This window comes from Marinobacter sp., from assembly GCF_041690455.1.
Taxonomy (GTDB): Bacteria; Pseudomonadota; Gammaproteobacteria; order Pseudomonadales; family Oleiphilaceae; genus Marinobacter.
The window spans coordinates 42,215-64,215 of the sequence record NZ_JAWLHI010000010.1; the positions used below are offsets into that span (position 1 = coordinate 42,215).

Annotated in this window: 21 protein-coding genes; 5 read left to right on the top strand and 16 right to left on the bottom strand. The window is 61.5% G+C overall.

Annotated features, from left to right (window positions below):
• Positions 1-110: 110 nt before the first annotated feature.
• Positions 111-788: a haloacid dehalogenase type II gene (locus tag ACESMW_RS03845; protein WP_372985754.1), complete on the top strand. Its 678-nt coding sequence runs from the start codon at positions 111-113 to the stop codon at positions 786-788.
• 156 nt (positions 789-944) lie between these two features.
• On the opposite strand, the gene ACESMW_RS03850 is transcribed toward ACESMW_RS03845, so the two are convergent.
• Positions 945-2,096 (bottom strand): alpha/beta fold hydrolase, encoded by a 1,152-nt coding sequence (locus ACESMW_RS03850; RefSeq protein ID WP_372985755.1) that lies wholly within the window; start codon positions 2,094-2,096, stop codon positions 945-947.
• 196 nt (positions 2,097-2,292) lie between these two features.
• Between ACESMW_RS03850 and ACESMW_RS03855 the strand changes: the two genes are divergently transcribed.
• Entirely contained in the window at positions 2,293-3,189 is an 897-nt protein-coding gene (locus ACESMW_RS03855; protein ID WP_372985756.1) for an acyltransferase, read from the top strand.
• 11 nt (positions 3,190-3,200) lie between these two features.
• On the opposite strand, the gene ACESMW_RS03860 is transcribed toward ACESMW_RS03855, so the two are convergent.
• From ACESMW_RS03860 to folE, 10 genes are all read right to left on the bottom strand, one after another.
• Positions 3,201-5,186, bottom strand: a complete 1,986-nt coding sequence (locus ACESMW_RS03860) for a ribonuclease R family protein (protein WP_372985757.1) — start codon at positions 5,184-5,186, stop codon at positions 3,201-3,203.
• A gap of 91 nt (positions 5,187-5,277) precedes the next feature.
• The gene (locus ACESMW_RS03865) at positions 5,278-6,993 is read right to left on the bottom strand and encodes a diguanylate cyclase domain-containing protein (protein ID WP_372985758.1); all 1,716 of its coding nucleotides are present in this window, start codon (positions 6,991-6,993) and stop codon (positions 5,278-5,280) included.
• A gap of 123 nt (positions 6,994-7,116) precedes the next feature.
• Positions 7,117-7,566: a DUF411 domain-containing protein gene (locus tag ACESMW_RS03870; RefSeq protein ID WP_372985759.1), complete on the bottom strand. Its 450-nt coding sequence runs from the start codon at positions 7,564-7,566 to the stop codon at positions 7,117-7,119.
• Positions 7,567-7,689: 123 nt separating this feature from the next.
• The gene (locus ACESMW_RS03875; protein ID WP_372985760.1) at positions 7,690-10,299 is read right to left on the bottom strand and encodes a heavy metal translocating P-type ATPase; all 2,610 of its coding nucleotides are present in this window, start codon (positions 10,297-10,299) and stop codon (positions 7,690-7,692) included.
• Positions 10,292-10,735 (bottom strand): MerR family transcriptional regulator, encoded by a 444-nt coding sequence (locus tag ACESMW_RS03880; protein ID WP_372985761.1) that lies wholly within the window; start codon positions 10,733-10,735, stop codon positions 10,292-10,294. The genes ACESMW_RS03875 and ACESMW_RS03880 overlap by 8 nt, the downstream gene beginning before the upstream one ends.
• A 248-nt stretch (positions 10,736-10,983) precedes the next feature.
• Positions 10,984-11,298, bottom strand: coding sequence for a hypothetical protein (locus ACESMW_RS03885; RefSeq protein WP_372985762.1), 315 nt, complete (start codon positions 11,296-11,298; stop codon positions 10,984-10,986).
• A gap of 58 nt (positions 11,299-11,356) precedes the next feature.
• The gene (locus ACESMW_RS03890) at positions 11,357-13,609 is read right to left on the bottom strand and encodes a putative bifunctional diguanylate cyclase/phosphodiesterase (RefSeq protein ID WP_372985763.1); all 2,253 of its coding nucleotides are present in this window, start codon (positions 13,607-13,609) and stop codon (positions 11,357-11,359) included.
• A gap of 9 nt (positions 13,610-13,618) precedes the next feature.
• The gene (locus tag ACESMW_RS03895; RefSeq protein WP_372985764.1) at positions 13,619-14,047 is read right to left on the bottom strand and encodes a CoA-binding protein; all 429 of its coding nucleotides are present in this window, start codon (positions 14,045-14,047) and stop codon (positions 13,619-13,621) included.
• 20 nt (positions 14,048-14,067) lie between these two features.
• The gene (gene folX / locus ACESMW_RS03900) at positions 14,068-14,442 is read right to left on the bottom strand and encodes a dihydroneopterin triphosphate 2'-epimerase (RefSeq protein WP_372985765.1); all 375 of its coding nucleotides are present in this window, start codon (positions 14,440-14,442) and stop codon (positions 14,068-14,070) included.
• Between the two features lie 24 nt (positions 14,443-14,466).
• On the bottom strand, positions 14,467-15,036 hold the full coding sequence (gene folE / locus ACESMW_RS03905) for a GTP cyclohydrolase I FolE (RefSeq protein ID WP_372985766.1): 570 nt from the start codon (positions 15,034-15,036) through the stop codon (positions 14,467-14,469).
• A gap of 197 nt (positions 15,037-15,233) precedes the next feature.
• Here folE and ACESMW_RS03910 point away from each other — a divergent pair, with 197 nt between their 5' ends.
• Entirely contained in the window at positions 15,234-16,154 is a 921-nt protein-coding gene (locus tag ACESMW_RS03910; protein ID WP_372985767.1) for an alpha/beta fold hydrolase, read from the top strand.
• Here ACESMW_RS03910 and ACESMW_RS03915 read toward each other — a convergent pair.
• The gene (locus tag ACESMW_RS03915) at positions 16,151-17,221 is read right to left on the bottom strand and encodes a GGDEF domain-containing protein (RefSeq protein ID WP_372985768.1); all 1,071 of its coding nucleotides are present in this window, start codon (positions 17,219-17,221) and stop codon (positions 16,151-16,153) included. The genes ACESMW_RS03910 and ACESMW_RS03915 overlap by 4 nt on opposite strands.
• Positions 17,222-17,397: 176 nt before the next feature.
• Between ACESMW_RS03915 and ACESMW_RS03920 the strand changes: the two genes are divergently transcribed.
• Positions 17,398-18,483 carry a patatin-like phospholipase family protein gene (locus ACESMW_RS03920; RefSeq protein ID WP_372985769.1) on the top strand — a complete coding sequence of 362 codons (1,086 nt, stop codon included), beginning with the start codon at positions 17,398-17,400 and terminating at the stop codon, positions 18,481-18,483.
• Between the two features lie 45 nt (positions 18,484-18,528).
• The gene (locus ACESMW_RS03925; protein WP_372985770.1) at positions 18,529-18,777 is read left to right on the top strand and encodes a CDGSH iron-sulfur domain-containing protein; all 249 of its coding nucleotides are present in this window, start codon (positions 18,529-18,531) and stop codon (positions 18,775-18,777) included.
• Here the strand turns inward: ACESMW_RS03925 and ACESMW_RS03930 are convergent.
• The 4 genes from ACESMW_RS03930 to ACESMW_RS03945 all read right to left on the bottom strand — a co-directional run bounded on the left by ACESMW_RS03930 (position 18,774) and on the right by ACESMW_RS03945 (position 21,938).
• Entirely contained in the window at positions 18,774-19,775 is a 1,002-nt protein-coding gene (locus ACESMW_RS03930) for a PAS domain-containing protein (RefSeq protein ID WP_372985771.1), read from the bottom strand. The genes ACESMW_RS03925 and ACESMW_RS03930 overlap by 4 nt on opposite strands.
• A 91-nt stretch (positions 19,776-19,866) precedes the next feature.
• The gene (locus ACESMW_RS03935; RefSeq protein ID WP_372985772.1) at positions 19,867-20,679 is read right to left on the bottom strand and encodes a metal ABC transporter permease; all 813 of its coding nucleotides are present in this window, start codon (positions 20,677-20,679) and stop codon (positions 19,867-19,869) included.
• Positions 20,666-21,454 carry a zinc ABC transporter ATP-binding protein ZnuC gene (gene znuC, locus ACESMW_RS03940; protein WP_372985773.1) on the bottom strand — a complete coding sequence of 263 codons (789 nt, stop codon included), beginning with the start codon at positions 21,452-21,454 and terminating at the stop codon, positions 20,666-20,668. The genes ACESMW_RS03935 and znuC overlap by 14 nt, the downstream gene beginning before the upstream one ends.
• Complete coding sequence (locus tag ACESMW_RS03945; protein ID WP_372985774.1) at positions 21,447-21,938, bottom strand: Fur family transcriptional regulator; 492 nt, start codon at positions 21,936-21,938, stop codon at positions 21,447-21,449. Before ACESMW_RS03945 ends, znuC begins: the two co-directional genes overlap by 8 nt.
• Positions 21,939-22,001 lie beyond the last annotated feature (63 nt).

Consider the following 22,001-nt stretch of genomic DNA (forward strand, 5'->3'; position numbering starts at 1 on the left):
CCGGATGGTCGGCCATCTCTGAGCTTTGAGTGTTTATTCAAAAATGTGGGTCTTCTGTAGTACGGTTAGGCGTAGCGGACAAGACAACTACACGAAACGAGGCTCATTTTATGACCATGCATCTGGCGTTCGATGTCTACGGCACCCTGGTGGACCCCATGGGCATGTCCGACCTGTTACGGCAGGATGCGGGCGAGCAGGCGGAATCGATAGCCGCCCTCTGGCGCGAGAAACAGCTGGAGTTCTCGTTCCGAAAAGGCCTGATGAAAGCCTACGAAGATTTCGGCGTCTGCACCCGCCAGGCCCTGCGCTACGCCATGGCCACCCGAAAGCTGGAACTGTCCCAGGACCGGGAAGACGAACTGATGGCCGCCTACCTGGCGTTACCCGCGTTCGAGGATTCCCTGCCCGCGCTGCAGGCTCTTAAAGGCAAATACCCGCTGTTCGCGTTCTCCAACGGCAGTTACCCGGCGCTGGAGAAGGTGCTGGGGCACAACAACCTGCTGGACCAGTTCGACGGCCTGGTCTCGGTCGACGACATCAAGAGCTTCAAACCGGACCCGGCCGTCTACACCTACGCACGGCGGGCGACGGGAGCGTGGGATCAGCCGTTATGCCTCGTTTCCAGTAATGCCTGGGATGTGATTGGTGCAAGGGCTGCGGGTTTGCAAGCTATCTGGGTGCAGCGCGACTCTGACAAGGTTTTTGAAGACTGGGGGATAGAACCGTCTGCTGTGATAAGTAACCTCGCCGAGCTGCCCACAACTTTGGCAAACTTACAAGGTTAGCGGAGGCGTGGGTTGGACAGGGACTTCCAAAACTGTGCGGAGCCATGGATGGCGGAGCTCAAGCGTCACAGGGACGTGCCGAAGGAGCGGGTTTTGGAAGTCCCTGTCCAACCCATGCCGCCATGCTCGGAGTCGGAAGCCTGAAGACCGGATAACCTAGTCAGACCGCTGAGCCAACCACTCTGCCATCTTTAACCAGCTCTCCTTGGGCGCCTTACTCCCAGCCAGAATCCCCATATGCCCCCCGGGCACCACCCGAAATGTCTTGTCCCCGGAACTCACATGATCCATCACCCGCTTGGCCGCCCCCGGCGTCACCATCGTATCCTCACTGCCGGCAATGGCCAGTAAGTTGGCACTCACGTTCTCCAGCCGGGCAATATCCTCACCGATCTGGATCTCACCCTTTGACAACTGATTATCGATCCACACCCGAACCACCGTGTCCTGAATAATCCCGCCGGGATAAGCCACCATCCGATCCAGGAACGCCGAGGTCGTGGCATGACTGGTCACAAACTCCCGATCCCCCAGCCGCACAATCAGCTCCCAGTACCCCATCACGCTGCCGATCGGATTGGTCAGCTTGAACCCCAGGGTATTGGCCCAGCCGGGGGTATGAAACCAGTGCGGTTTCAGATTGTGAATGCGGAAGCCCGTGCGTTTACGAATCACCTCCGCCGCCTCGGCGATAGCCTGGGACGCCACCCCCATGAATCCGGAAGCGTGACTGTCGATGGGGGAACCCAACACAATGGCATTGCGCACATGCTGGTCCTGGCTCAGGGCAGAATAGAACAGGGTGAACATGCCACCCATGCTCCAGCCGTGCAGGGACAGCTCCTGCTCACCACTGTGTTCACGGACCCGGTTCAGATACGCGGGCAGCAGCTCCGCCACATAGGTATGCAGGTTGTAATGGCTGTGTTCGCGCTTCGGCACGCCCCAGTCAATCAGGTAAACCTCGAAACCCTTGGCGCGCAGGAAACGGACCAGGCTGCGTTGGGGAAACAGATCATAGATGAGCATGTTGACCGCCAGGGGCGGGATGATGACGATCGGGGTGCGGTGGGTGGTTCGCTCCACCGGAATGGTCAGATCGTCCAGTTCGATGAAATCCTCCTGCAGCGGCGGGTAATAGCGCAGGCTGACCAGGCCGTCGGAATGCAGTGTCTCAAAGGGCGTCTGGCCGGCCTGGACCAGACTGGCGGCCCGGAACACCCGGTCGAAGGCATTGCCGGCATAGATTGCAGTCTGGCGGGTCAGGCCGGAGGTTTTGTCGAGCACCGACTTGAACGGATTGGGCATCGGGATTTCCATGGAACAGTTGATCACACCAGTTTAGAGAAAACAGGTGGCAAGGCTAACCCCGGGAGGGTGTGATGCCTATGGCAAAACCGTCCACCCTGCCGGGCAAACCGGTCACATCGGGCCACTGCCCATTATCGCCGGCCCTTGCTATCATGCGGCGCCATCGGACACAAAAATCAAAAGCAGGAAAGCCATGCTCAGTTTCCTCCCGGCCCCGGTCAAGGGCATACTCAATTCCATCCTCCTCGGCATCAATACCCTATTCTGGTGCATCCTGCTGTACATCCCGGCAATCCTGAAATTGATCATCCCGATCAAGGGGTTCCGCGTGCTGTGCACCCGCTGGATCATCGCCATCGCCGAAGCCTGGGTGGCCTGCAACATAGGCTGGATGAAGCTCACCCACGGGACCCGCTGGGATGTGAAGGGAGCCGATGAACTGGAACGGGAGAGCTGGTACCTGGTGCTGAGCAACCACCAGAGCTGGGTCGACATTCTGGCCATGCAGCGGGTGTTCAACAAGCGGGCGCCGTTCCTGAAATTCTTCCTGAAGCAGCAACTGATCTGGGTGCCGGTGATCGGCCTGGCCTGGTGGGGCCTGGATTTCCCGTTCATGAAGCGCTACACCCGCGAATACCTGATCAAGCATCCGGAAAAGCGGGGTGAGGACCTCAAGGCCACCCGCCACGCCTGCGAGAAGTTCCGCTTCACCCCGGTGAGCGTGATGAACTTTGTCGAGGGCACCCGGTTTACCCAGGTCAAGCACGACAAACAGAAATCACCCTACAAGCACCTGCTGACCCCGAAGGCGGGCGGTGTGGCCTTTGTGCTGGATGCCATGGGCGATTCCATCGAGACCCTGGTGGACGTCACCATTGCCTATCCCGATGGTGCGCCAACGTTCTGGGAGTTCCTGTGTGGCGAGGTGAAGGCTATCCGGCTGGAGATCCACACCCAGACCATCCCGGAACACCTGAAGGGCCGGGACTATGCGGCCGATGCCGAGCATCGTCGTAATGTGAAGAACTGGCTGGCGGAACTCTGGCAGGCGAAGGACGCGCGTCTGGAGCGGATGCTGGGCGACCAGTAAGCCGGCGGTCTTTAACCGCCGGCTTCGTCGTTGCCGTTCCGGATTTCTTCGGCGTCCACCAGCTTGAAGTTGATCTGGCGGCGCTCGTCATCCACGCCTGCAAAGGTTACGTTCACCCGCTGCTCCAGCTGGAAAATCCGGCCGTTCTTGTTGTGCACCAGGCGCAGGGTGACCGGATCGAAGCTGAACTTGCCCTCCAGGTCCCGGCAGCTGACAAAGCCTTCCAGGCCGTTGCAGTCCAGGCGTACAAAGAAGCCGGAGGGAACGGTCCGGCTGATGGTGCCGGCCATGGGTTCTTCGTTGAGGGACCTGGCGTAGTCGCTCTTGAGCCAGGCTTCCAGTGAATTGGCGGCCTGGCGCGCACGGATCTGGCTCGCCTGCAGGGCCTCGAGCTGCTGCGCGTTCAATGGCTTGATCGGCGTATCCCAGAGGCTGGCCTTGATCAGCCGGTGCACGTAGAAGTCGGAGAACTTGCGCAGCGGCGAGGTGAAGGTGGTGTAGGCTGCGAGGCCCATGCCCTGGTGCGGTGCCGCCTCGAAGCCCAGCTCGGCCCGGGCCAGCTGTCGGGAGATGATTGCCTTCACCGGCACCTCCGCCTCCAGTTCCTCGGTCTGCTTCATCAGGGCCTTGAAGCCCTCGGCAGAATTGGCATCGAGGTCCGCCAGGTGCGGAGCATGACTTTCCAGCAGTTTGCGGATGTTCTCGGCACGGTCGTCGCGCAGGCCCGGATGCTGGATGAACAGGCCTTCGCCCTGCTGCTGCAGGAAATCTGCAGCGCAACGGTTGGCCGCCACCATGCATTCCTCCACCAGACGATGGGCCTCGTTCTGGACCGCCGGCTCGATCAGCCGGATCCGCTTGTTCTCGTCCAGGCGCAGGCGGAATTCCGGGCGGTCGGCACTCAGCAGAGCATGCTCGCTGCGCCACTTGCGCAGGGCCGTGGCGGCCTGGTGCAGCTGGTCCAGGCTGTTCGCGACGACATCGGGCAGGGCCTTGATCTCGTCGTCCTCACGGCCCTCGATCAGGTGTGATACCAGGTCGTAGCTGAGCTTGCCCCGGGAGCGGATCACCGCCTGGTGGAAGCTGTAATCCCCCAGGCTGCCATCGTTGTTGACCTGCAGGTCACACACCAGGGCCAGTCGTTTCATCTCCGGCATCAACGAACACAGACGGGTACTGATGGCGTCCGGCAGCATGGGCAGGGGTTCGCCCGGGAAATAGATCGCCGTGGCCCGGTTGAAGGCCTCTTCCTCGGCCGGGGTGCCCGGCTGGATGACCGCCGTGGGATCGGCAATGGCGATGGAGAGGGTCCAGCCGGTGGCGTTGGGCGTGGCCATCAGGGCATCGTCCATGTCCTGGGTGCCCGGGCTGTCGATGGTCACGTATGGCTGGTCGGTGCGATCTTCCCGGCCTTCCAGGTGAGCCTCCAGACTGTCCTCAGTCAGACTGTCCGCCTGTTTCTGGACCGACTCCGGCCAGGTGTCGGCCAAATCGAAGCTGGCCAGGGTAAAGGAGCGTTCGATGCCGGGTTCACCGGCTTTGCCGATGATTCGCAGCACCCGGGCCTGGCCTTTACCGTCCTTGAACGGGTGGCGGTGAATCTGGCAGTAGATGTAGTCATCCGGCTGGGCGCCCTTGCGTTCCTTGGGCGGAATGAAAATCCAGCGGTTGATTCCAGGCGTATCCGGCGCCACGAAATGGCCCTTGCCCTTGATCAGGTAGCGGCCCACAAAGGTGGTGAGGTGGGTTTCCAGTACCTCGTCCACCACGCCCTGGGTCTTGCCCTTCTCCACCTCGTGTTCGGTGACGTTGATGCGGTCGCCGGGCAGCACTTTCTGCATCTCCTCGGGGGGAAGAAACACATCACGGCCCTCATCGAGGGCAACAAAGCCGAAGCGCCCGTTGGTGGCCTTCACGGTGCCGGCGAAGACCACCTTGTTTTCCTTGATATCGGTTTTGAGCTGGCGCAATTGACTGAGAGCGTCGGCGTTGAGCATGTAAGAGGAACCTGGCTGCAAAAAATGGATGTTGGGGCGGAGTATAACGGTTATGAAAGCAGCCGTCAGATACGGTGTGGTAACCCCTGATTCAGGCTTCGGGCAAGACGCTGGAGTCTTCCTGGATGCACACCTGGTTGCGGCCACCGGCCTTGGCCTGGTAGAGCGCCCGGTCCGCCTGGCGGAGAATGGTGTCGCTGCTGTCGCCGGGCTTGCAGAGATAGCCGCCGACGCTCACAGTCACCGGCAAGCCGGTCTTGCGGCTTTCCTCCCCGACGCCCTCACAGATTCGACCGGCGATCCGCTCCAGGGTGGGTGCATCACAGGGCGACAGCAGGACCACGAATTCGTCGCCACCCCAACGCCCGGGCTGGTCATAGGGGCGGACGTTGGCCCTGAGCCAGAGTGCGACGCGGCAGAGGATTTCATCACCGGCCTGGTGGCCGTGTTTGTCGTTGATGGCCTTGAAATGGTCGATGTCGAGCCAGATCAGGCCGAAGTCCTGTTGGCTGCGGTGGCTGCGCTCGATCTCCGTCTCTAGCAGTTCATCCAGTCCCCGGCGATTCTTCAGGCCGGTCAGGGCATCGATCCGGGCCAGTCGTTGCAGCTCTTCCGTGCGCTGGGCGACCTTCTGCTCCAGATCCCGGGTATTGAGTTGGACCCGGTTGGCCATGGTTTCAAAGTGGTCCACCAGGCGGCCGATCTCGTTGTCCGGTTTGGGCAGGTAGGGCAGATTGAAATTGCCTTCCCGAAGGCGCTTGACCGCATCTTCCAGAGCCACCACCGGGCGGAGAATGCGGGATTGGATGATCAGGTGGAACAGCGCCAGGGAGACCAGCAGACTGACCAGGAAAACTGCAACCAGGGGCCAGAGGTAACTGGGAGGCACCAGGGTGTTCAGGTCCAGCAGGGTGATTTCGAACCAGCCAATCGTGGGCAGAAAGGCAACCCCGGCCAGATGCTTGCGGCCGTCCACGGTCACGAACCCGCTCTCGACCGCACCGGCACGGCCCTCCCGCTGCTTGAGCATCTGCAGCATGCCGAGGATCTGCTGCTTGTCCTGGGAATCCTCGAACAGCAGGTCGACGGTGTTCTTCTGGCCTTCGGGCTTGATGATGCTGGCGAAATCGATGTAGTTCCGGTCCCGGTAGAGCTGGATGGCGCCGTTGTAGTCGACGAACAGGGTGGTGATGCCTTCCTGCCCGATATCCACGATGTCCTGCAGGAAATCGTCCAGGTTCAGACCGGTGCCCACCATCCCGACGATTTCATCCTGCTCATTGCGCATCAGCACGTCGATCCAGAGCTTGGTCACGCCCAGTTCCACATCTGGATTGACGTTCAGATGAAAATCCCGCCCTTCTTCAATGAGCTGGTAGAACCATGCGTCCTCGGGCTTGTTGGCATCCAGGGTGTAGCGGTACTGGTTGCCGGCATACTCGTTCGCGGCGTTGTTGTAGTAGTAATGGCCGTTCTGGCGAAGCGCGACGAAATAGCTGTTGTCCCGAAAATTGGAGCGGAAGCTTTCCATCTGCCGGATGGCTTGCGTTTTCAGGTCGGGATCGTCGGGGTTCCGGGCCCATTGGATCAGGGTTGACGAACTGGCCATTTGCCTGGCGAGACCGATCTCACGCTCGAGGGATTGCAGCAGGCGGGCGCTGTCATAACGGACCTGGATCTCCGCGACCTGCTGGCCCCAGCGTTCGATAATGTTCTCGGAGAGCTCACGATAAGCCAGCCAGGAAGCACTCGCCGCCACGATGATCAGTGCGGCGGCGAGACCAAGAATTCGGGTTTTGAGACTCAAGGGGTATCCTTGCCAATGTTCCGTTTGAGACCTGCTTCTCATCATAGAACACTGGTGAAGGACAGTGTAGGAAAAATAGACAGAAGTCGGAGCCTGCCATGTGCGACAGGCATCCGTCAGCCGTTAATTGTACTCGGAGAAAACCCGGGTCTGGCCGGCATCATTGAACATGATCACTTTGTAGTGATCCTTGCGGTCGCCCATCTCCATGCCGGGGGAGCCGGCGGGCATGCCGGGCACGCTGATCCCCGTGGCTTTGGGTGCTTCCGAGATCAGCCGCTGGACATCGCTGGCCGGCACATGACCCTCGATCACGTAGTCGCCGACAAACGCGGTATGGCAGCTTGCCAGGGCTGGCGTCAGCCCGGCCTTGATTTTGATCGGGTTCAGATCGTTGGTATCGGTCACCTTCACGTCAAAGCCGTTTTCTTCCAGATGGTCGACCCAGTCCGTGCAGCAGCCGCAGGTGGGTGATTTGTACACATGAATGCTCTGGGCGGCGCCACCGGCAAGGGCGGTGGTGCTGAAACCGAGGGCAGCGGCGAGGCCAAGGGCCAGGGTGTGTTTCTTCATGGTGTTCACCTCAATGATGTTGATGTTCGTCGGAAGCTTTGCTGCCGGAATCGCTCAGCCAGAACCACCAGACAATGGCGGCCATGAGCACAATCCCTCCAGCGTTGACCAGAAAAGTGTCCATCAGTTCTGCTCCTTGTGTTCATTACGCTCCGGATTGTGACTGGTTCGGAACAGTCGCAGACGGTTGGCGTTGGAGACCACGGTGACCGAAGACAGGGACATGGCTGCGCCGGCAAGGATCGGATTCATCAGGATGCCCCACAAAGGATAGAGCAGACCTGCGGCCACCGGAATACCCAGGGAGTTGTATATGAAGGCCCCGAACAGGTTCTGGTGAATGTTCTTCACCGTTGCCCGGGAAATCTCGATGGCATCGGGCACCCCGTGCAGGGACCCGCGCATCAGGGTGATGGCGGCACTCTCGATGGCCACATCCGTGCCGGTGCCAATGGCGAAGCCGACATCAGCAGCCGCCAGCGCGGGCGCATCGTTGATGCCATCACCGACCATGGCCACGGTATGGCCCTTGCCACGCATCTCGCTGACCACCTCGGCCTTGTCCTCGGGCAGGACTTCCGCCCGGTAATCGTCAATGCCCGCCTTGCTGGCGATGGCCCGGGCGGTTGCCTCCACATCGCCGGTAACCATCATCACCTTGATGCCGGCGTCGTGCAGTCGCTCGATGGCGGCTTTTGAATCGGGCTTGATGGCATCGGCCACCCCGATCACCCCCAGAACGTCGTTGCCGAGAGCCAGGTACAGGGGCGTGCCGGCCTCTCCCGTGATGGTATCGGCGGCGTCAGACAGACTGTCCAGCGCCAGACCCTCGTCCTCCAGCCAGCGGCGATTGCCGAGGCGCAGGATTTGCCCGTCCAGCTCACCCCGGACACCCTTGCCATTGATGGCCTCGAAGCCGCTGACCTTTTCCGGCTCGATGCCTTCATCCCGGGCTTTTGCCAGCACTGCTTCCGCCAGCGGATGCTCCGAGTGCTGCTCCAGGCCGGCAGCCAGGGCCAGCAGCCGGGTCTCGTCATCGTTGGCGGAATGCACACGGGTGACCGCAGGATGGCCCTCGGTGATGGTGCCGGTCTTGTCCAGGATCACCAGATCCAGCTTGCCGGCGGTCTGCAGGGCATCCCCCTGCCGGATCAGGGCGCCATATTCGGCGGCCTTGCCGACACCGACCATCACCGACATCGGCGTGGCCAGACCCAGTGCACACGGGCAGGCAATAATCAGCACCGTGGTGGCGGCCACCATCATGTGTACCACCGCCGGCTCCGGCCCGACGTTGTACCAGACTAGGGCCGAGAATACGGCGATGATCATCACCGTGGGCACGAACACCGACGAGATCTTATCCGCCAGGCGACCGATGGCGGGCTTGGAACCCTGGGCCTTCTTCACCAGCCGGATGATCTGCGCCAGGGCCGCTTCGCTGCCGACCCGGGTGGCTTCATAGATAATCGAACCGTGGGTATTCAGGGTGCCGGCGGAGACCTCGTCGCCCTCGGCCTTGCTCACCGGCATGGGCTCACCAGTCAGCATGCTCTCGTCCACCCGGCTGCTGCCCTCGCGGATGACGCCGTCCACCGGAATCTTCTCGCCCGGACGCACCCGGACCCGGTCGCCCTTGCGCACCTCTTCCACGGGAAGGTCCTGTTCCTGGCCATCCCGGATCACCCGGGCAGTCTTCGCCCGCAGATCCAGCAGTCGGCGGACCGCCTCTGAAGTTTTACCCTTGGCCCGCAGCTCCAGCGCCTGGCCCAGATTGATCAGACCAATGATCATCGCCGAGGCCTCGAAATACACATGCCGGGCCATCTCAGGCAACAAACCCGGCACGCTGGCCACGACAATGGAATACAGCCAGGCGGTCCCGGTGCCGACGGCGATCAGGGTGTCCATATTGGCGTTATGGTGCCGGAACGCCTTCCAGGCCCCGGTGTAGAAATGCCCGCCGGTGGCGGCCATCACGATGAACGTCAGTACACCGAGCCCCAGCCAGGTGGTCTGGTTGGCCTCGGTCACCATCATCGACCCGAAACCCATGCCCCAGATCATCAGGCCGAGGCCCAGGGACAGGCTCACCGCCATCTTGATCAGCAGCGAGCGGTACTGCCTGCGGTCCTCCGCCTGCTTGCGCTCGTCAGCCTCGTCGGCGTTCTCGATCACGCTGGCACCATAGCCGGCACTCTCGATGGCTTTCGCCAACGCCTGAGGGTCCGCATCCCCGGTCGCTGTTGCGGTATTATCCGCCAGGTTCATATGGGCGTGGGTAACGCCGGATACCGACATCATCGCCTTCTCGATGGTGTTCACGCAGGAGGCGCAGGTAGCACCGCTCACCGACAGGCTGACCTGGTCACCCCCGGCCGGCGCCTCCGCAGCAACCTCATCCGGCTGTTCCGGCTGGTGCCCGGAATGCTCCTGGTGAGGTTGTCGTCCGTCAGAAGTCTCCGCCTTCGCCTTGCCGGCGCAACAACTGGCCGGTTGTTCATTGGCCTCTTTGACCGGCTCGGCCGGATAGCCCGCATCGGTCACCCGGCGCGCCGCATCCGCGACGTCGATACCCTCGGGCAACGCGACGGTCTGCTCTTCCAGATTCACCTCCACCAAATCAGTGTCACCGGTCAGAGGCTCCAGGGCATTACGAATCTTCTTGGCACAGCCCTGACAGGATGCCCCTGAAATGGACAATGCCCGGTGCAGTTCGGTTATCTCATTCATCTGCATACGCCTCCGTTTCTTTGGCGAGGGCCGGCTCGTCCCAATGCTCGATCAGCCGACAGATCGTGTGACCGTCCGGCGTGCCATCCGGCATCTCACGCCAGATACCGAGCGCACTCTTCATCCGCTCCCGCAGCTGCTGCAACTCGGCAATCTCCCGCTCCACCTCGGCTAACCGCTTCTCGAATACCTCTCGTACCATCGGGCACGGCGAATGGTGATCATCGGCCTGATCCAGGATCGACCGGATCTCCGGCAGCGAGAACCCCAGCTGCCGTGCCTTACGGGCAAACCGCAGCCGGCGCAGGTCATCGGCGTCGAATTGCTGGTAGTTGTTGTCCGGGTTGCGAGTCGGATTGAGAAGACCCTCCCGGGTGTAGAAGCGGACGGTGTCGGGATTCACACCGGCGGCTTGGGCAATGTCTTTCACTTTCATCGGCTCAGTCACTCTGCGTTGGAGTCTGGAGCGTTGACCCTTGAAGCTTGCGGAGCGGTGGGTGTGGTGCCTGTTCCGAAAATGCTCGGAGCCAGGGATGGCGGAGAGCAAGCGTACATGGACGTACTCGCAGCGGTTTTCGGAACAGGCACCACACCCGGCGCGGCATGCTCCGGGATCAAACCATAAATGTAGGCTAAAACCTATGAGCAACTCACAGGTCAAAGGTTTTTTTGAGGAAGGAGAGGTCAGCGCCCCTTGGCGCGCAGGAACGTTCCGCAGGTCTTGCACTGGTCCGGCGCCATCAGCTTCGCCTGCCAGCCGATCTTGTGGCCACAGGCCGGGCACCGCAGCCGCAGCTGCAGCACAATGATGGGTGCGATCAGGGTCGCAATCAGAAGCCCCAGGGAACCCCAGTTCTCGTCACTGGACAACCCTAACTGGCTACTGAACACCAGCACCACCGTCAGCGCCACAAACGCAAAAATGAAGTAATTGCGGTTCCAGCGCTCCCACCGCCGGATCTGCGCATCCTGCTCGGGAGTCAGATACTTCGCTGCCATAAAACACACGCCATAGAATTGTTCCAGACATCATGGGGATAACGATCGGCCATTACAATCAGGTGCTCTCAGGAGTGCCGAGATTCAGAAGCCCCGCCTCAAGGGCTCTCTCCAGTTCTGTGGCAGGAATCGGCCGGCTGATCAGGTAGCCCTGGACCAGGTTGCAACCATGCTGCCTGAGGAAGTCCAGCTGCTCCTCCGTCTCCACGCCTTCGGCAATCACCCGGATGCCCAGGTTGTGGGCCAGATTGATCACCGCCCGGGTGATCACCGAGTCATCGTGGCGCTCGGTCACCGAGGTAATGAACGACCGGTCAATCTTCAACAGATCCACCGGGAAGTCCCGCAGGTAGCCCAGGGACGAGTAGCCCACGCCGAAATCATCGATGGCCAGATTGACGCCGAGCTCGTGGAGCCGGCCCAGTTGATTGTGGTTGTGTTCAATGTTCTGGATGAAGATCTCTTCCGTCAGCTCCACTTCCAGATGATTGGCGGGTACGTGCTCGGCTTCCAGGGTCTCGCGGATGTCATCCACCAGATGCTCATCGTCCAGTTCCCGCCCGGACAGGTTGATGGCAATACGCAGGTCCCCGCAGGACGTGCCTTTCCACGCGGCGAGCTGGCGACAGGCGGCGGCCACCACCCAGCGGCCGATATCCGTGATCCGGCCGCTTTCCTCGGCCAGGGGAATGAACTCCACCGGCGACAACAGGCCGCGGCGCGGGTGTTGCCAGCGGATCAGCGCCTCCACACTGTTGATCTCGCCGGTCTCCAGATCGACCTGGGGCTGGAAGTGCAGCACGAACTCGTTGTTGGCCAGCGCCTGGTCCAGATCCTTATCCAGCTCCAGACGGGTGACCTCCCGTTCCTGCATGCCTTCGGTATAGAATTGATAGGAGTTGCGCCCCTGTTCCTTGGCCCGGTACAGGGCAACATCGGCGTTGCGTAGCAGGGTATCGGCATCCTGCCCGCTGTGGGGGTAGATCGCCACACCCATGGTGGCGGTAATCCGGAGGCCCTCGCCGTGAACCTCGAAGGGCGTCTCGAAGCAATGTTTGATATGGCCGAGCAGGTGGATGACATCATCGATTGTCTCCACCTGCTGCTGGCAGAACATGAACTCATCGCCCCCGGAGTAGGCCACCAGGATACGCTCATCGCTCAGCTGGTTCAGGCGCTCGGCAACCCGGACCAGGAGCTCGTCACCGAACTGGTGACCCAGGGAGTCGTTGAGCATCTGGAACCGGTCCAGGTCCAGCATGATCAGGGCCACCTGGCGGTTCTGGCGGCCGGCAATGCCCAGCGTGTGGGCCAGGTCCTCCATGAAGAACCGGCGGTTGGCCAGCCCGGTCAGGGTATCGGTGGATTCCAGGCGGGCCAGATCCTGCTGGACCTCCTTGCGCTGGTCGATTTCCCGCTCCAGTTCCCTACGGGTTTTCAGCAGCGCCCGGTTGCGCTTGAGAATCAACTGGGCCAGCAGGGTGGTCACACTGGTCAGCAGGCCCATGAACAGGATGGCGGTGAACGTAAGCCAGGGCCAGTCACTGCGCTGGCTAGCTACCCAGGTAGCGGTGGGCCTGATGGTCAGGGTCCAGTCCAGGGTTGGCAGGTCGACCGCTTCGGTCTGGGCAAAGTGTTCGCTGGTGTCAGCCAGGGTGTTGAGCTGGTAGGTGAGTTCGCCGTTATCCCGGATGTCCACCTGGAATGATTGCAGCACACGGCTGGTCAGCAGCTGCTGGACCAGGGTCTCGATCTGGAACACCCCGGCAATGAAACCATTGTTGTTGGCCCCGGTGCCCACCGGCGCGTAGATCACCATGCCCTTGCCGCCCTGTTTCAGGTCGATGATCCCGGAAATGTCGTACTGGCCGGTGGTGCGGGCGGTCTCCAGGGCCTGGCGACGGCGGTCGGAGAAGGCGACGTTGTAGCCTACTACATTGTGATTGCCGGAAACGGGCTCCAGCCAGCGGATGACGAAATCCCGATCAATCCATTCGATGGCCTGGTAGACCCCGAAATCGTTGAGGTAGTGGCGGGCATCGGCACGCCAGGCGGCTTCCGTGGTTTCCGGCTCCACCTGCAGCCGGGAGGCCATGCGGTTGATGGCCTGGGCGTGGATGGTGAACTCCCGCTCCAGGTGGTCGACCATGGCGACCGCCTCGTTGGCGAGGTTGGCCCGGATCTGGTAGTTGTCCTGGTGAACCATTCCATAGCGCAAGCCGGACGCGAGCGCCAGAAATGCCATAAGGATGAGAACCGGAAAGACTGGGCTCAGCAGGGCGCGGGCAAGGATGTTGTTGGTGGGGCCCATTGTCGAGCCTCAGTGTTTTTTCGTGATACCCAGGCGCGGAATATCCTGTTTCGGACAGCGGTCCATCACCACCGTGATTCCGGCGTCCTCGGCACGGGCAGCGCCCGGTTGGTTGATCACACCGAGCTGCATCCACACCACCGGGATTTTCAGCTCAATGGCCTGGTCAATCACCGCATCGGTGCGCTCGGGCGCCAGGAACAGGTCCGCCATATCCACCGTCTGCAGAATGGATTTCAGATCCGGAAAAACGGTTTCGCCCAGCAGGGTCTGGCCGGTCAGCCGGGGATTGACCGGGATCACCCGATAGCCCTGGTGCTGGAGAAATTCCATGACCTCGTGGGAGGGCCGGTTGGTTTTCTCGCTTGCGCCCACCAGGGCAATAGTGTGCACGTTTTCCAGGATAGAACGGATCTGTTCCGGGGAATTGCTGGGCATGGATGGCTCTCTGCTACGGGTTAACGGTGCGCCTCAAGGCACACGGACACTGACTCGGCATAGCGTAACGCGTGGGGCTTGTCGATTTCCACCTGCGCCCATTGCACCGCCTCGTGCTCGATGACAATGCTCAGTACTTCGTGGGTCAGACGTTCCAGCAGTGCAAACCGGTTGCCATCCACATGAGCGATGATCTGTTTGGTGATGGTGCGATAATTCAGCGCCGCCTCAATCTCGTTCTGGTGAATGGCATCGCTGGCGTCGTAGGTCAGTTCAACGTTGATCACCACGTCCTGCTGGTTGTTGATCTCTTCTTCCTTGATGCCGATGTAGGCGCGCAGTAACAGGTTCTTGATGCGCACCCGGGCCTGCTTTTTGCCGAAAACGTCTGTCATACGGTCTTCCTTGCCCGGTGGGGCTCAGCGGTTGTTGCCGATCAGGTTGAGGAATTCTGTACGGGTCGCCTGGGATTTCCGGAACTGGCCCAGCATCATCGAGGTTTTCATGCGCGAGTTCTGTTTCTCCACACCGCGCATCATCATGCACATGTGTTGCGCCTCGATCACCACGGCAACGCCTTTGGCATTGGTGACGCTTTCGATAGCCTCGGCGATTTGCCGGGTCAGGTTTTCCTGGATCTGCAGGCGACGGGCGTACATGTCCACGATGCGGGCGAACTTCGACAGGCCCAGCACCTTGCCCTGGGGCAGGTAGGCGATGTGGCACTTGCCGATGAATGGCAGCATGTGGTGTTCGCACATGCTGTACAGCTCGATGTCCTGGACCACCACCATTTCGTCCATGGCGGACTCGAACACGGCATTGTTGACCAGGTCGCCGAGATCCTGCTGGTAGCCTCGGGTCAGGAACTGCATGGCCTTGGCCGCACGCATGGGGGTGTCCTGCAGACCTTCGCGGTCGGGGTCTTCGCCGAGTCCGTCTATGATGGCACGGTAGTGGCCCGCGAGGTCGTCAAGGAGTTTGGTCATAATCGTTTCCGGTTGGCTGTCACTTTCAAGGGTCAAAGCTTAAGGCAATTCGCCCTTCATCTCTACGCTTTACGCCGCCGGCGGGAGAAAAGACCACTTTGCTGGAAAGTCATGCCCACAGGCACGCGCAGGCTATGGCGGGTTCCGGTTCTTTGCTTTAAAGTTTCAGGCATTCAGTCACATGTTGGGGACGACCCATGGATCACGTGATAGCCGGAGCCGGGGCGGGTGCCCCGGCGCGCGAGGCGGAGAGCCTCGAGGGATGGCAGCAGGGAGGCAAGTGGTTCAGCTACGGCGGCCACGCCATTTTCAGCCGGATGGCCGGTCAGGGCGAACCACTGGTGCTCCTGCACGGGTTTCCCACTGCCAGCTGGGACTGGAGCCGGATCTGGCCGATGCTGGTCCAGCAACATTCGGTACTGGCCCTGGACATGCTGGGTTTCGGCTTCTCCGACAAACCCACCGGTTACCATTACAGTATCGAGGACCAGGCGGATCTGGTGCAGGGCTGGCTTGAGGGGCTGGGACTGGGCACGGTGCATCTGATTGCCCATGATTACGGTTGCAGCGTGGTCCAGGAGCTTCTGGCCCGGGACCAGGAGGACCGACTGCATTTCCGGATCGGCTCGGTCTGCTTCCTCAATGGCGCACTCTTTCCCGAAGTTCACAACCCCCTGTTCATCCAACGGGTATTGCGCAGCCCGTTAGGGGGTCTGATCAGCCGCGGTCTGACCCGGCGCACCTTCGAATACAACTTCCGACGCCTGTTTGGCACCCAGAACCCGCCGGACCGCCAGGACCTCGAGGATTTCTGGCACCTGCTGACCTACAACAACGGCCGGGGCATTCTGCACCATCTGATCCAGTTCATGGAGGAGCGCCGCTGTCACCGGAACCGGTGGGTGGGCGCACTCCAGTCGGCTTCCCAGCCCATGCGGCTGATTTCCGGTACCGCCGATCCGGTGTCCGGCGTCGCCATGGCCCGGCGCTACCGGGAGCTGATCCGGAACGCGGATGTGGTCAGCCTGCGTAACGTTGGCCACTACCCCCACTTTGAAAGCCCCTGGGACGTGTTCACCGGGTACCGGGATTTCCGAAAGCGGGTGGCCGGAAGCTAGCTGGTGATAGGGTCCGGAATTCCGTTGTCGGGTTCCGGGGCGCTGGCGGGTTCCGTTCGGCCAGCGTTGATCACCTGGTTGCGTCCGCGGGATTTGGCGTCATACAGCGCCTGATCGGCCCGATTCAGCCACACCGACCAGGTTTCGCCCCGGGACACCTCTGCCACGCTGGCGCTGGCACTCAGCTTGATATTGTCCAGGAAGGGTTTGCCGCTGATGCCGGCCAGCAGCTGATGGGCCAGGTTATTGGCATCCTGCTCACCGGTCTCGGGCAGTACGATCATGAATTCCTCGCCGCCGATCCGGAACAGTTTGTCGTTTTCCCGTAACCGTTTGCGCAATCGCAACGCCATCTCCTTGAGGACCCTGTCGCCGGCCAGGTGGCCCCATTGGTCGTTGATGGTCTTGAAATAGTCCAGGTCCAGCAGGATCAGGCTGGAAATCCGGTCATACCGCTCCCGCATCTGGATCTGGCTGTTCAGGACATCGGAGAGCTGCGAACGGTTCAGGCAGCCGGTGAGTGGGTCGGTGGTGGCCAGGCGGGTGAGTTCCTGCTGGAGCTTGCCCACCAGCCACGCAAAAATCATGGCAAACAGGCAGGTAAGCCCCAGGGAGAAGGTGATCCGCCAGAAATCCGCCTCCGGAAACTTGATGAACGACACCACCGCCATGATGGCGATAAAGATGGCATTGCTGGCAATGGCTTCCCTCAGTGGCAACAGGAAGAACAGGGCCGTGGCGGCCGGGTAGGCCCAGTACAGGCCGGAATGGCCATTGATGCTGGTGGAATAGGCGGCACAGACCACCGCCAGCAGGGGAAACAGCCGCCCCTGGAGGAAATAGGTACCCTTCAGGCGCAGGAAGGCGATCACGAGCAGGGCATTGAGGCAGAACAGGAGTAGTAGCCCGGATAGCAGGAAATGGCCCTGTTTCCACTGCACCAGTACCAGCGGTGCCACGGCGACAAACGCCCAGAAGTGAAGATGGTAGACCAGCTGGCGCTTGAACCCCAGAACCGCAAGGGTCGGTGTCGTTGCCAGCGAACTGTCGGACGCCGTGATATTCAAAGCCTTCTCCTGGTGGTTATTCTGGCTTACGTTCCATGAAAGCATTCAGGCCCTCTCGTGACCTTTGCCTATTAATGAAGCAGAAAGCGCCGTTTATGGCCACCATTAGTTTTGTTCAGTTGGCTGGCAATTGATGCTTTCGATACACTCCCCGGCACTGAAACAGGGAGCCCGCCATGACCGCCATCCATACCCGAGCTCCGGCCCTGACTGTCCGGGCCGGTCGCCGAGCCTTGCAACGGCTCAGAGACAAACCACTGACGCCGGACGATGTCCATGTCATACCCGGTGCGGCTGGCGGTCCGAAAGCGCTCGGCATCAGCGGGCTGGACAAGGCAATTTTCGGGGACTGGCTGCCCGGAGCACCGCAGGAACGGGCCCTGATTGGCTCTTCCATCGGCAGCTGGCGATTTGCCGCGGTGGCGTCTTCGGATGATCCCAAGGCACAACTGGCACGCCTGGCGGACCTGTACACTTCCCAGCGCTTTGCCAGGGGTGTGAGTGCCGCGGAAGTGACCCGCAAGAGCATCCAGTTCCTGGAGGAACTGCTTGGTGGCCGGGAGGACTACATCCTGAACCATCCCTGGTATCGGCTGAATATTGTCGTGGTGCGTAGTCTCGGCCTGCTCGAGCACGACACCCGGGGCCGGCTGGGGCTGGGGCTGATGAACGCCATCAGCGCCAACATGGTCAGTCGCCGGCATCTGGGCCGCTTCATGGAGCGAGGCATCATTCACGATGCCCGCCTGAAAACGCCGGTGTCCAAACTGGTGGACTTCCCCAGCCACGAGGTGGCGCTGACCAGTGACAACCTGCTGCCGGCCCTGCTGGCATCGGCCTCCATCCCGCTGGTGATGTCCGGCGTGCGCAACATTCCCGGCGCACCGGAAGGCGTTTACCGTGATGGCGGTTTGCTGGATTACCACCTCGATCTGCCCTACCAGCAGCCGGGTGTGATCCTCTATCCGCACTTTACCGACAAGGTGGTGCCCGGCTGGTTCGACAAGTCGCTGCCCTGGCGCAGGGGCGACGCCAACCGCTTGCAGGATGTGCTGCTGGTGGCACCTTCCGCCGAGTACCTGCAGACTCTACCGGACCGCAAACTCCCGGACCGCAAGGATTTCGAGAAATACGTGGGTGACGATGCCGGCCGGGAGCGTTCCTGGCGCCAGGCGATTGCCGAGAGTGACCGGCTGGGGGATGAATTTCTGGAGCTGGTTGAGTCAGGCCGCCTGGCGGAGGTGATCAAGCCACTGCACTAGTGTTGGCTATACTGAACCGACACAGTCAGCAAAAGGGGAGAAAACATGGCCGATGAACAGCCGAGGATTGCGAAGAAAAGCCCCTACGCCGTGCAGGTCGAGGGTGGCAAGAACTATGTCTGGTGCGCCTGCGGACACAGTGACAACCAGCCTTTTTGCGACGGCTCCCACAAGGGAACCGGCTTCAGCCCGGTGAAATACACCGCCGAGAAAACCGAGTGGGTCTGGTTCTGTGGCTGCAAACGCACGGGCTCTCCACCAATGTGTGACGGTACCCACAAGACGCTCGACTAGTCGCCAGCCGGGCCGGCCGGGGACGCGCTCAGACGGTATCCCATCAGCCCGTGTACCGGGTCCTTGAGTGCCTTGATGCGAACGGACACCGGCAAGGGAGCATCCCGGTTCCTGACCCGCAGATGGAGGTCGATCCGTTGCGCCTGGTTGTCGTGGCGCGCCGCCTCGAGGGTACGCTGGAAATTGTCCCGGAAAGGTGGCGTGACCAGATCGGGAAACGGCTGGCCCGCCAGATCTGCGGGTGCCTGTTCCAGCAAGGTGGCGCTCTGGGCCGAGATAAAGCCGATAACGCCATGCTCGTCGAGTTCGGCAATCAGGGCCCCGGACAGGGTGACCAGGTCCCGGCTGCGCTCCTCACTGTCGTTGAGTGCCCGGCGCAGGATGGATTTTTCCACCTGCAGGTTGTTGATCTGCTGATCGGCTCCCAGTTCCCTCCGTTCCAGTTCCAGGATCCGCCGTTGCTGGCCGTGCAGGCGCCGGCACAACAGTAGCGCCAACCCGACGGCGGCCAGGGTCAGTGCCAGGCCGACCATCCAGGTGCGAGCCCGGACCTGGTCCGCGGCTTTTCCCAGTAGCGCTGACGTGGGCACCGTGGTCAACATCCAGTGATGATTGCCGGGCTGGATCTCGGTGCGCAGGGCAAGTGTGGGATCCAGGTGGCCTTCGGCCTGCAGCTGCAGGATTGGAATCTTGCTGTGCCGTTGAAGGGTGTCGATGCGCAGTCCCAGCTCGTCCGGCAAGGTATCGCCGAGAATGACGGGCAGCCAGCTTGCGGGCGGGGTGTCGCTATCCAGGTAGGTCGGTGCATTGGCCAGCAACTGATTGACGATAGCCTGGTGCTGGGCACGGTAGCGCGCATCGGCCAGCTCCCGGGCGTGGTCCGCTTTCAGGTTGGCGGTCAGGGCGGTGGTGATCAGCCCGGCCACCAGTATTACGAGGGGAATCCAGAGCGCGGGCCATAACAGTGGCCGGGCGCCAGGGACAGAACGGCTCTCCATGCGTCAGTCTCCCCGGGAGCAGCCGATGGCTCCCGATCGAAAGCGGGGTCGATGGTTACACCATAGACCAGGCCGAAGGGCATGGGAAGAATCAGGCGGCGGTTCTGGCCGTGGTGCTGTAGGTTACCAGGAAGGCCAGAAATGCCGTCACCACCACCGAGGGCCCGGCCGGTGTGTCCAGGTGCCACGACAGCGCCAGGCCTCCACCGACCGCGACAAAGCCAAAGACCATGGCCAGTCCTACCATGTGTTCCGGTGTACGGGCCAGCCGTCGCGCCGAGGCGGCCGGAATGATCAGCAGCGCGGTAATCAGCAGCACGCCGACGATCTTCATGGCCACGGCGATGACCAGGGAAAACATCAGCATCAACACCAGCCGCAGCCGCTCCACCGGGAACCCCTCCACCCGGGCCAGCTCTTCGTGAATGGTGCTCATCAGCAGCCCTTGCCACAGGGTAACCAGCAGCACGAGTATGACGACGGCTCCGCCGTAGATCCACAACAGGTCATCCCGGCTCATGGCCAGCAGATCGCCAAACAGCAGCCCGGTCAGGTCGACTCTTACATCCGGCATGAAGCTCAGGGTGACCAGGCCGATGGCCAGGGCGCTGTGGGCGAGAATCCCGAGCAGGGTATCCGTGGCCAGGGCACGGGTGCGGGAGAATGCAACCAGGACCAGGGCGATGACTACGCAGGTGATGATAACGCCGACATTCAGCGGCACGCTGATCAGGAAACTCAGGGCAATCCCCAGCAGCGCGGAGTGGGCCAGGGTATCGCCGAAATAGGCCAGGCGGCGCCATACCACGAAGCAACCGAGGGGGCCCGCAATCAGGGCGACCCCAAGGCCACCGATCAGGGCGCGCCAGAAGAAATCGTTCAGGAGACCGTCAATGATGGGCATGGTCGCAGCTGTCTCCGTGGGAATCGGCCGGGGATGACTGCCTGAAGACGACGTCTCCGTGCAGGTTGTGGCGGTGGTTGTGATGGTGATGGTAAACCGCCACGGACTCCGCCACCGACCGCCCGAAAGTCTCGATGAAGGCTGGATCGTGGGAAATGTCGGCGGGAAACCCGCTGCAGCAGACATGCTGGTTCAGGCAGATAACCTTGTCGGTGGCGGCCATCACCAGATGCAGATCATGGGAGATCATGATGACCCCGCACCTTAATTCGTCCCGCAGTTCCCGAATCAGCTCGTAAAGCGCCGCCTGACCGTTGATGTCGACACCCTGAGCCGGTTCGTCCAATACCAGCAGGTCCGGTTTCCGGGCCAGCGCCCGGGACAGCAGCAACCGTTGTTTCTCTCCGCCGGACAGGTGATGGACCGAGGCGTTGGCGAGGTGTTCGATGCCGGTCCGTGCCAGGGCTTTCCGGCATTCGGCGCGATTGCGGCCACTCAGTGCCATGAAGCGTTTGACGCTCAGGGGCAGGGTGGCCTCCATCTGCAGGTTCTGGGGCACATAGCCGATCACCAGACCTGGCGCCCGTTGCACCTTGCCTTCGGTGATCGGCTGCAGGCCCAGCAGGGCCTTGATCAGGGTGGTCTTGCCGGCGCCGTTGGGGCCGATGATGGTGATGATGTCGCCGCGATGGACTCTCAGGTTGACACGATCCACGGCGGGGCGGTCATCGAACCGGACCGTCAGGTTGTCCAGGGTCACCAGGGGATCAGTCATGGCGGGTCTCCGACTGGCATCTCGGGCACAGGCCGGCAATCTCCAGGGTTACGTCCTCGGCCTTGAAGCTTTCGGCTTTGGCGGCACCTTCGATCGCTCCGGAGACGCCGGGGGCCGTGAGTTCGAGAACATTGCCACAGCTGCGGCAGATCAGGAACATGCCGGTGTGGTTCTCCCCGGCGTGGGCACAGCCGATGAAGGCATTGAGAGAGGCGATCCGGTGCACCAGCCCATGTTGCTGCAGGAAATCGAGGGCACGGTACACCGTCGGTGGTGCTGCATTCTGGCCTTCGGCGGTCAGTTCCGCCAGAACATCATAGGCCCCCAGGGGCTTGTGGGATTGCCAGATCAGTTCCAGGACCCGCTCCCGGGTGGGTGTCAGGCGCGCGTTCTGAGCCCGGCAAATCGCTCGGGCGTCAGCCAGGGCCTGAGTGACACAGGCCTGATGGTTGTGGGGGCGATAGGGAAGTGCTTGGCTTGCCATGACGGGAATCCTGGGTAATTTGATACATTATAACATTTCCAGAATTCCCTGCCATGATCGGGT

Excerpts from the sequence above, each read along its gene's own strand:
- ACESMW_RS03845 (WP_372985754.1), top strand. The coding sequence starts at position 111 with ATGACCATGCATCTGGCGTTCGATGTCTACGGCACCCTGGTGGACCCC.
- ACESMW_RS03850 (WP_372985755.1), bottom strand. The coding sequence starts at position 2,096 with ATGCCCAATCCGTTCAAGTCGGTGCTCGACAAAACCTCCGGCCTGACC.
- ACESMW_RS03855 (WP_372985756.1), top strand. The coding sequence starts at position 2,293 with ATGCTCAGTTTCCTCCCGGCCCCGGTCAAGGGCATACTCAATTCCATC.
- ACESMW_RS03860 (WP_372985757.1), bottom strand. The coding sequence starts at position 5,186 with ATGCTCAACGCCGACGCTCTCAGTCAATTGCGCCAGCTCAAAACCGAT.
- ACESMW_RS03870 (WP_372985759.1), bottom strand. The coding sequence starts at position 7,566 with ATGAAGAAACACACCCTGGCCCTTGGCCTCGCCGCTGCCCTCGGTTTC.
- ACESMW_RS03875 (WP_372985760.1), bottom strand. The coding sequence starts at position 10,299 with ATGAATGAGATAACCGAACTGCACCGGGCATTGTCCATTTCAGGGGCA.
- ACESMW_RS03880 (WP_372985761.1), bottom strand. The coding sequence starts at position 10,735 with ATGAAAGTGAAAGACATTGCCCAAGCCGCCGGTGTGAATCCCGACACC.
- ACESMW_RS03885 (WP_372985762.1), bottom strand. The coding sequence starts at position 11,298 with ATGGCAGCGAAGTATCTGACTCCCGAGCAGGATGCGCAGATCCGGCGG.
- ACESMW_RS03890 (WP_372985763.1), bottom strand. The coding sequence starts at position 13,609 with ATGGGCCCCACCAACAACATCCTTGCCCGCGCCCTGCTGAGCCCAGTC.
- ACESMW_RS03895 (WP_372985764.1), bottom strand. The coding sequence starts at position 14,047 with ATGCCCAGCAATTCCCCGGAACAGATCCGTTCTATCCTGGAAAACGTG.
- folX (WP_372985765.1), bottom strand. The coding sequence starts at position 14,442 with ATGACAGACGTTTTCGGCAAAAAGCAGGCCCGGGTGCGCATCAAGAAC.
- folE (WP_372985766.1), bottom strand. The coding sequence starts at position 15,036 with ATGACCAAACTCCTTGACGACCTCGCGGGCCACTACCGTGCCATCATA.
- ACESMW_RS03910 (WP_372985767.1), top strand. The coding sequence starts at position 15,234 with ATGGATCACGTGATAGCCGGAGCCGGGGCGGGTGCCCCGGCGCGCGAG.
- ACESMW_RS03920 (WP_372985769.1), top strand. The coding sequence starts at position 17,398 with ATGACCGCCATCCATACCCGAGCTCCGGCCCTGACTGTCCGGGCCGGT.
- ACESMW_RS03925 (WP_372985770.1), top strand. The coding sequence starts at position 18,529 with ATGGCCGATGAACAGCCGAGGATTGCGAAGAAAAGCCCCTACGCCGTG.
- ACESMW_RS03930 (WP_372985771.1), bottom strand. The coding sequence starts at position 19,775 with ATGGAGAGCCGTTCTGTCCCTGGCGCCCGGCCACTGTTATGGCCCGCG.
- ACESMW_RS03935 (WP_372985772.1), bottom strand. The coding sequence starts at position 20,679 with ATGCCCATCATTGACGGTCTCCTGAACGATTTCTTCTGGCGCGCCCTG.
- znuC (WP_372985773.1), bottom strand. The coding sequence starts at position 21,454 with ATGACTGATCCCCTGGTGACCCTGGACAACCTGACGGTCCGGTTCGAT.
- ACESMW_RS03945 (WP_372985774.1), bottom strand. The coding sequence starts at position 21,938 with ATGGCAAGCCAAGCACTTCCCTATCGCCCCCACAACCATCAGGCCTGT.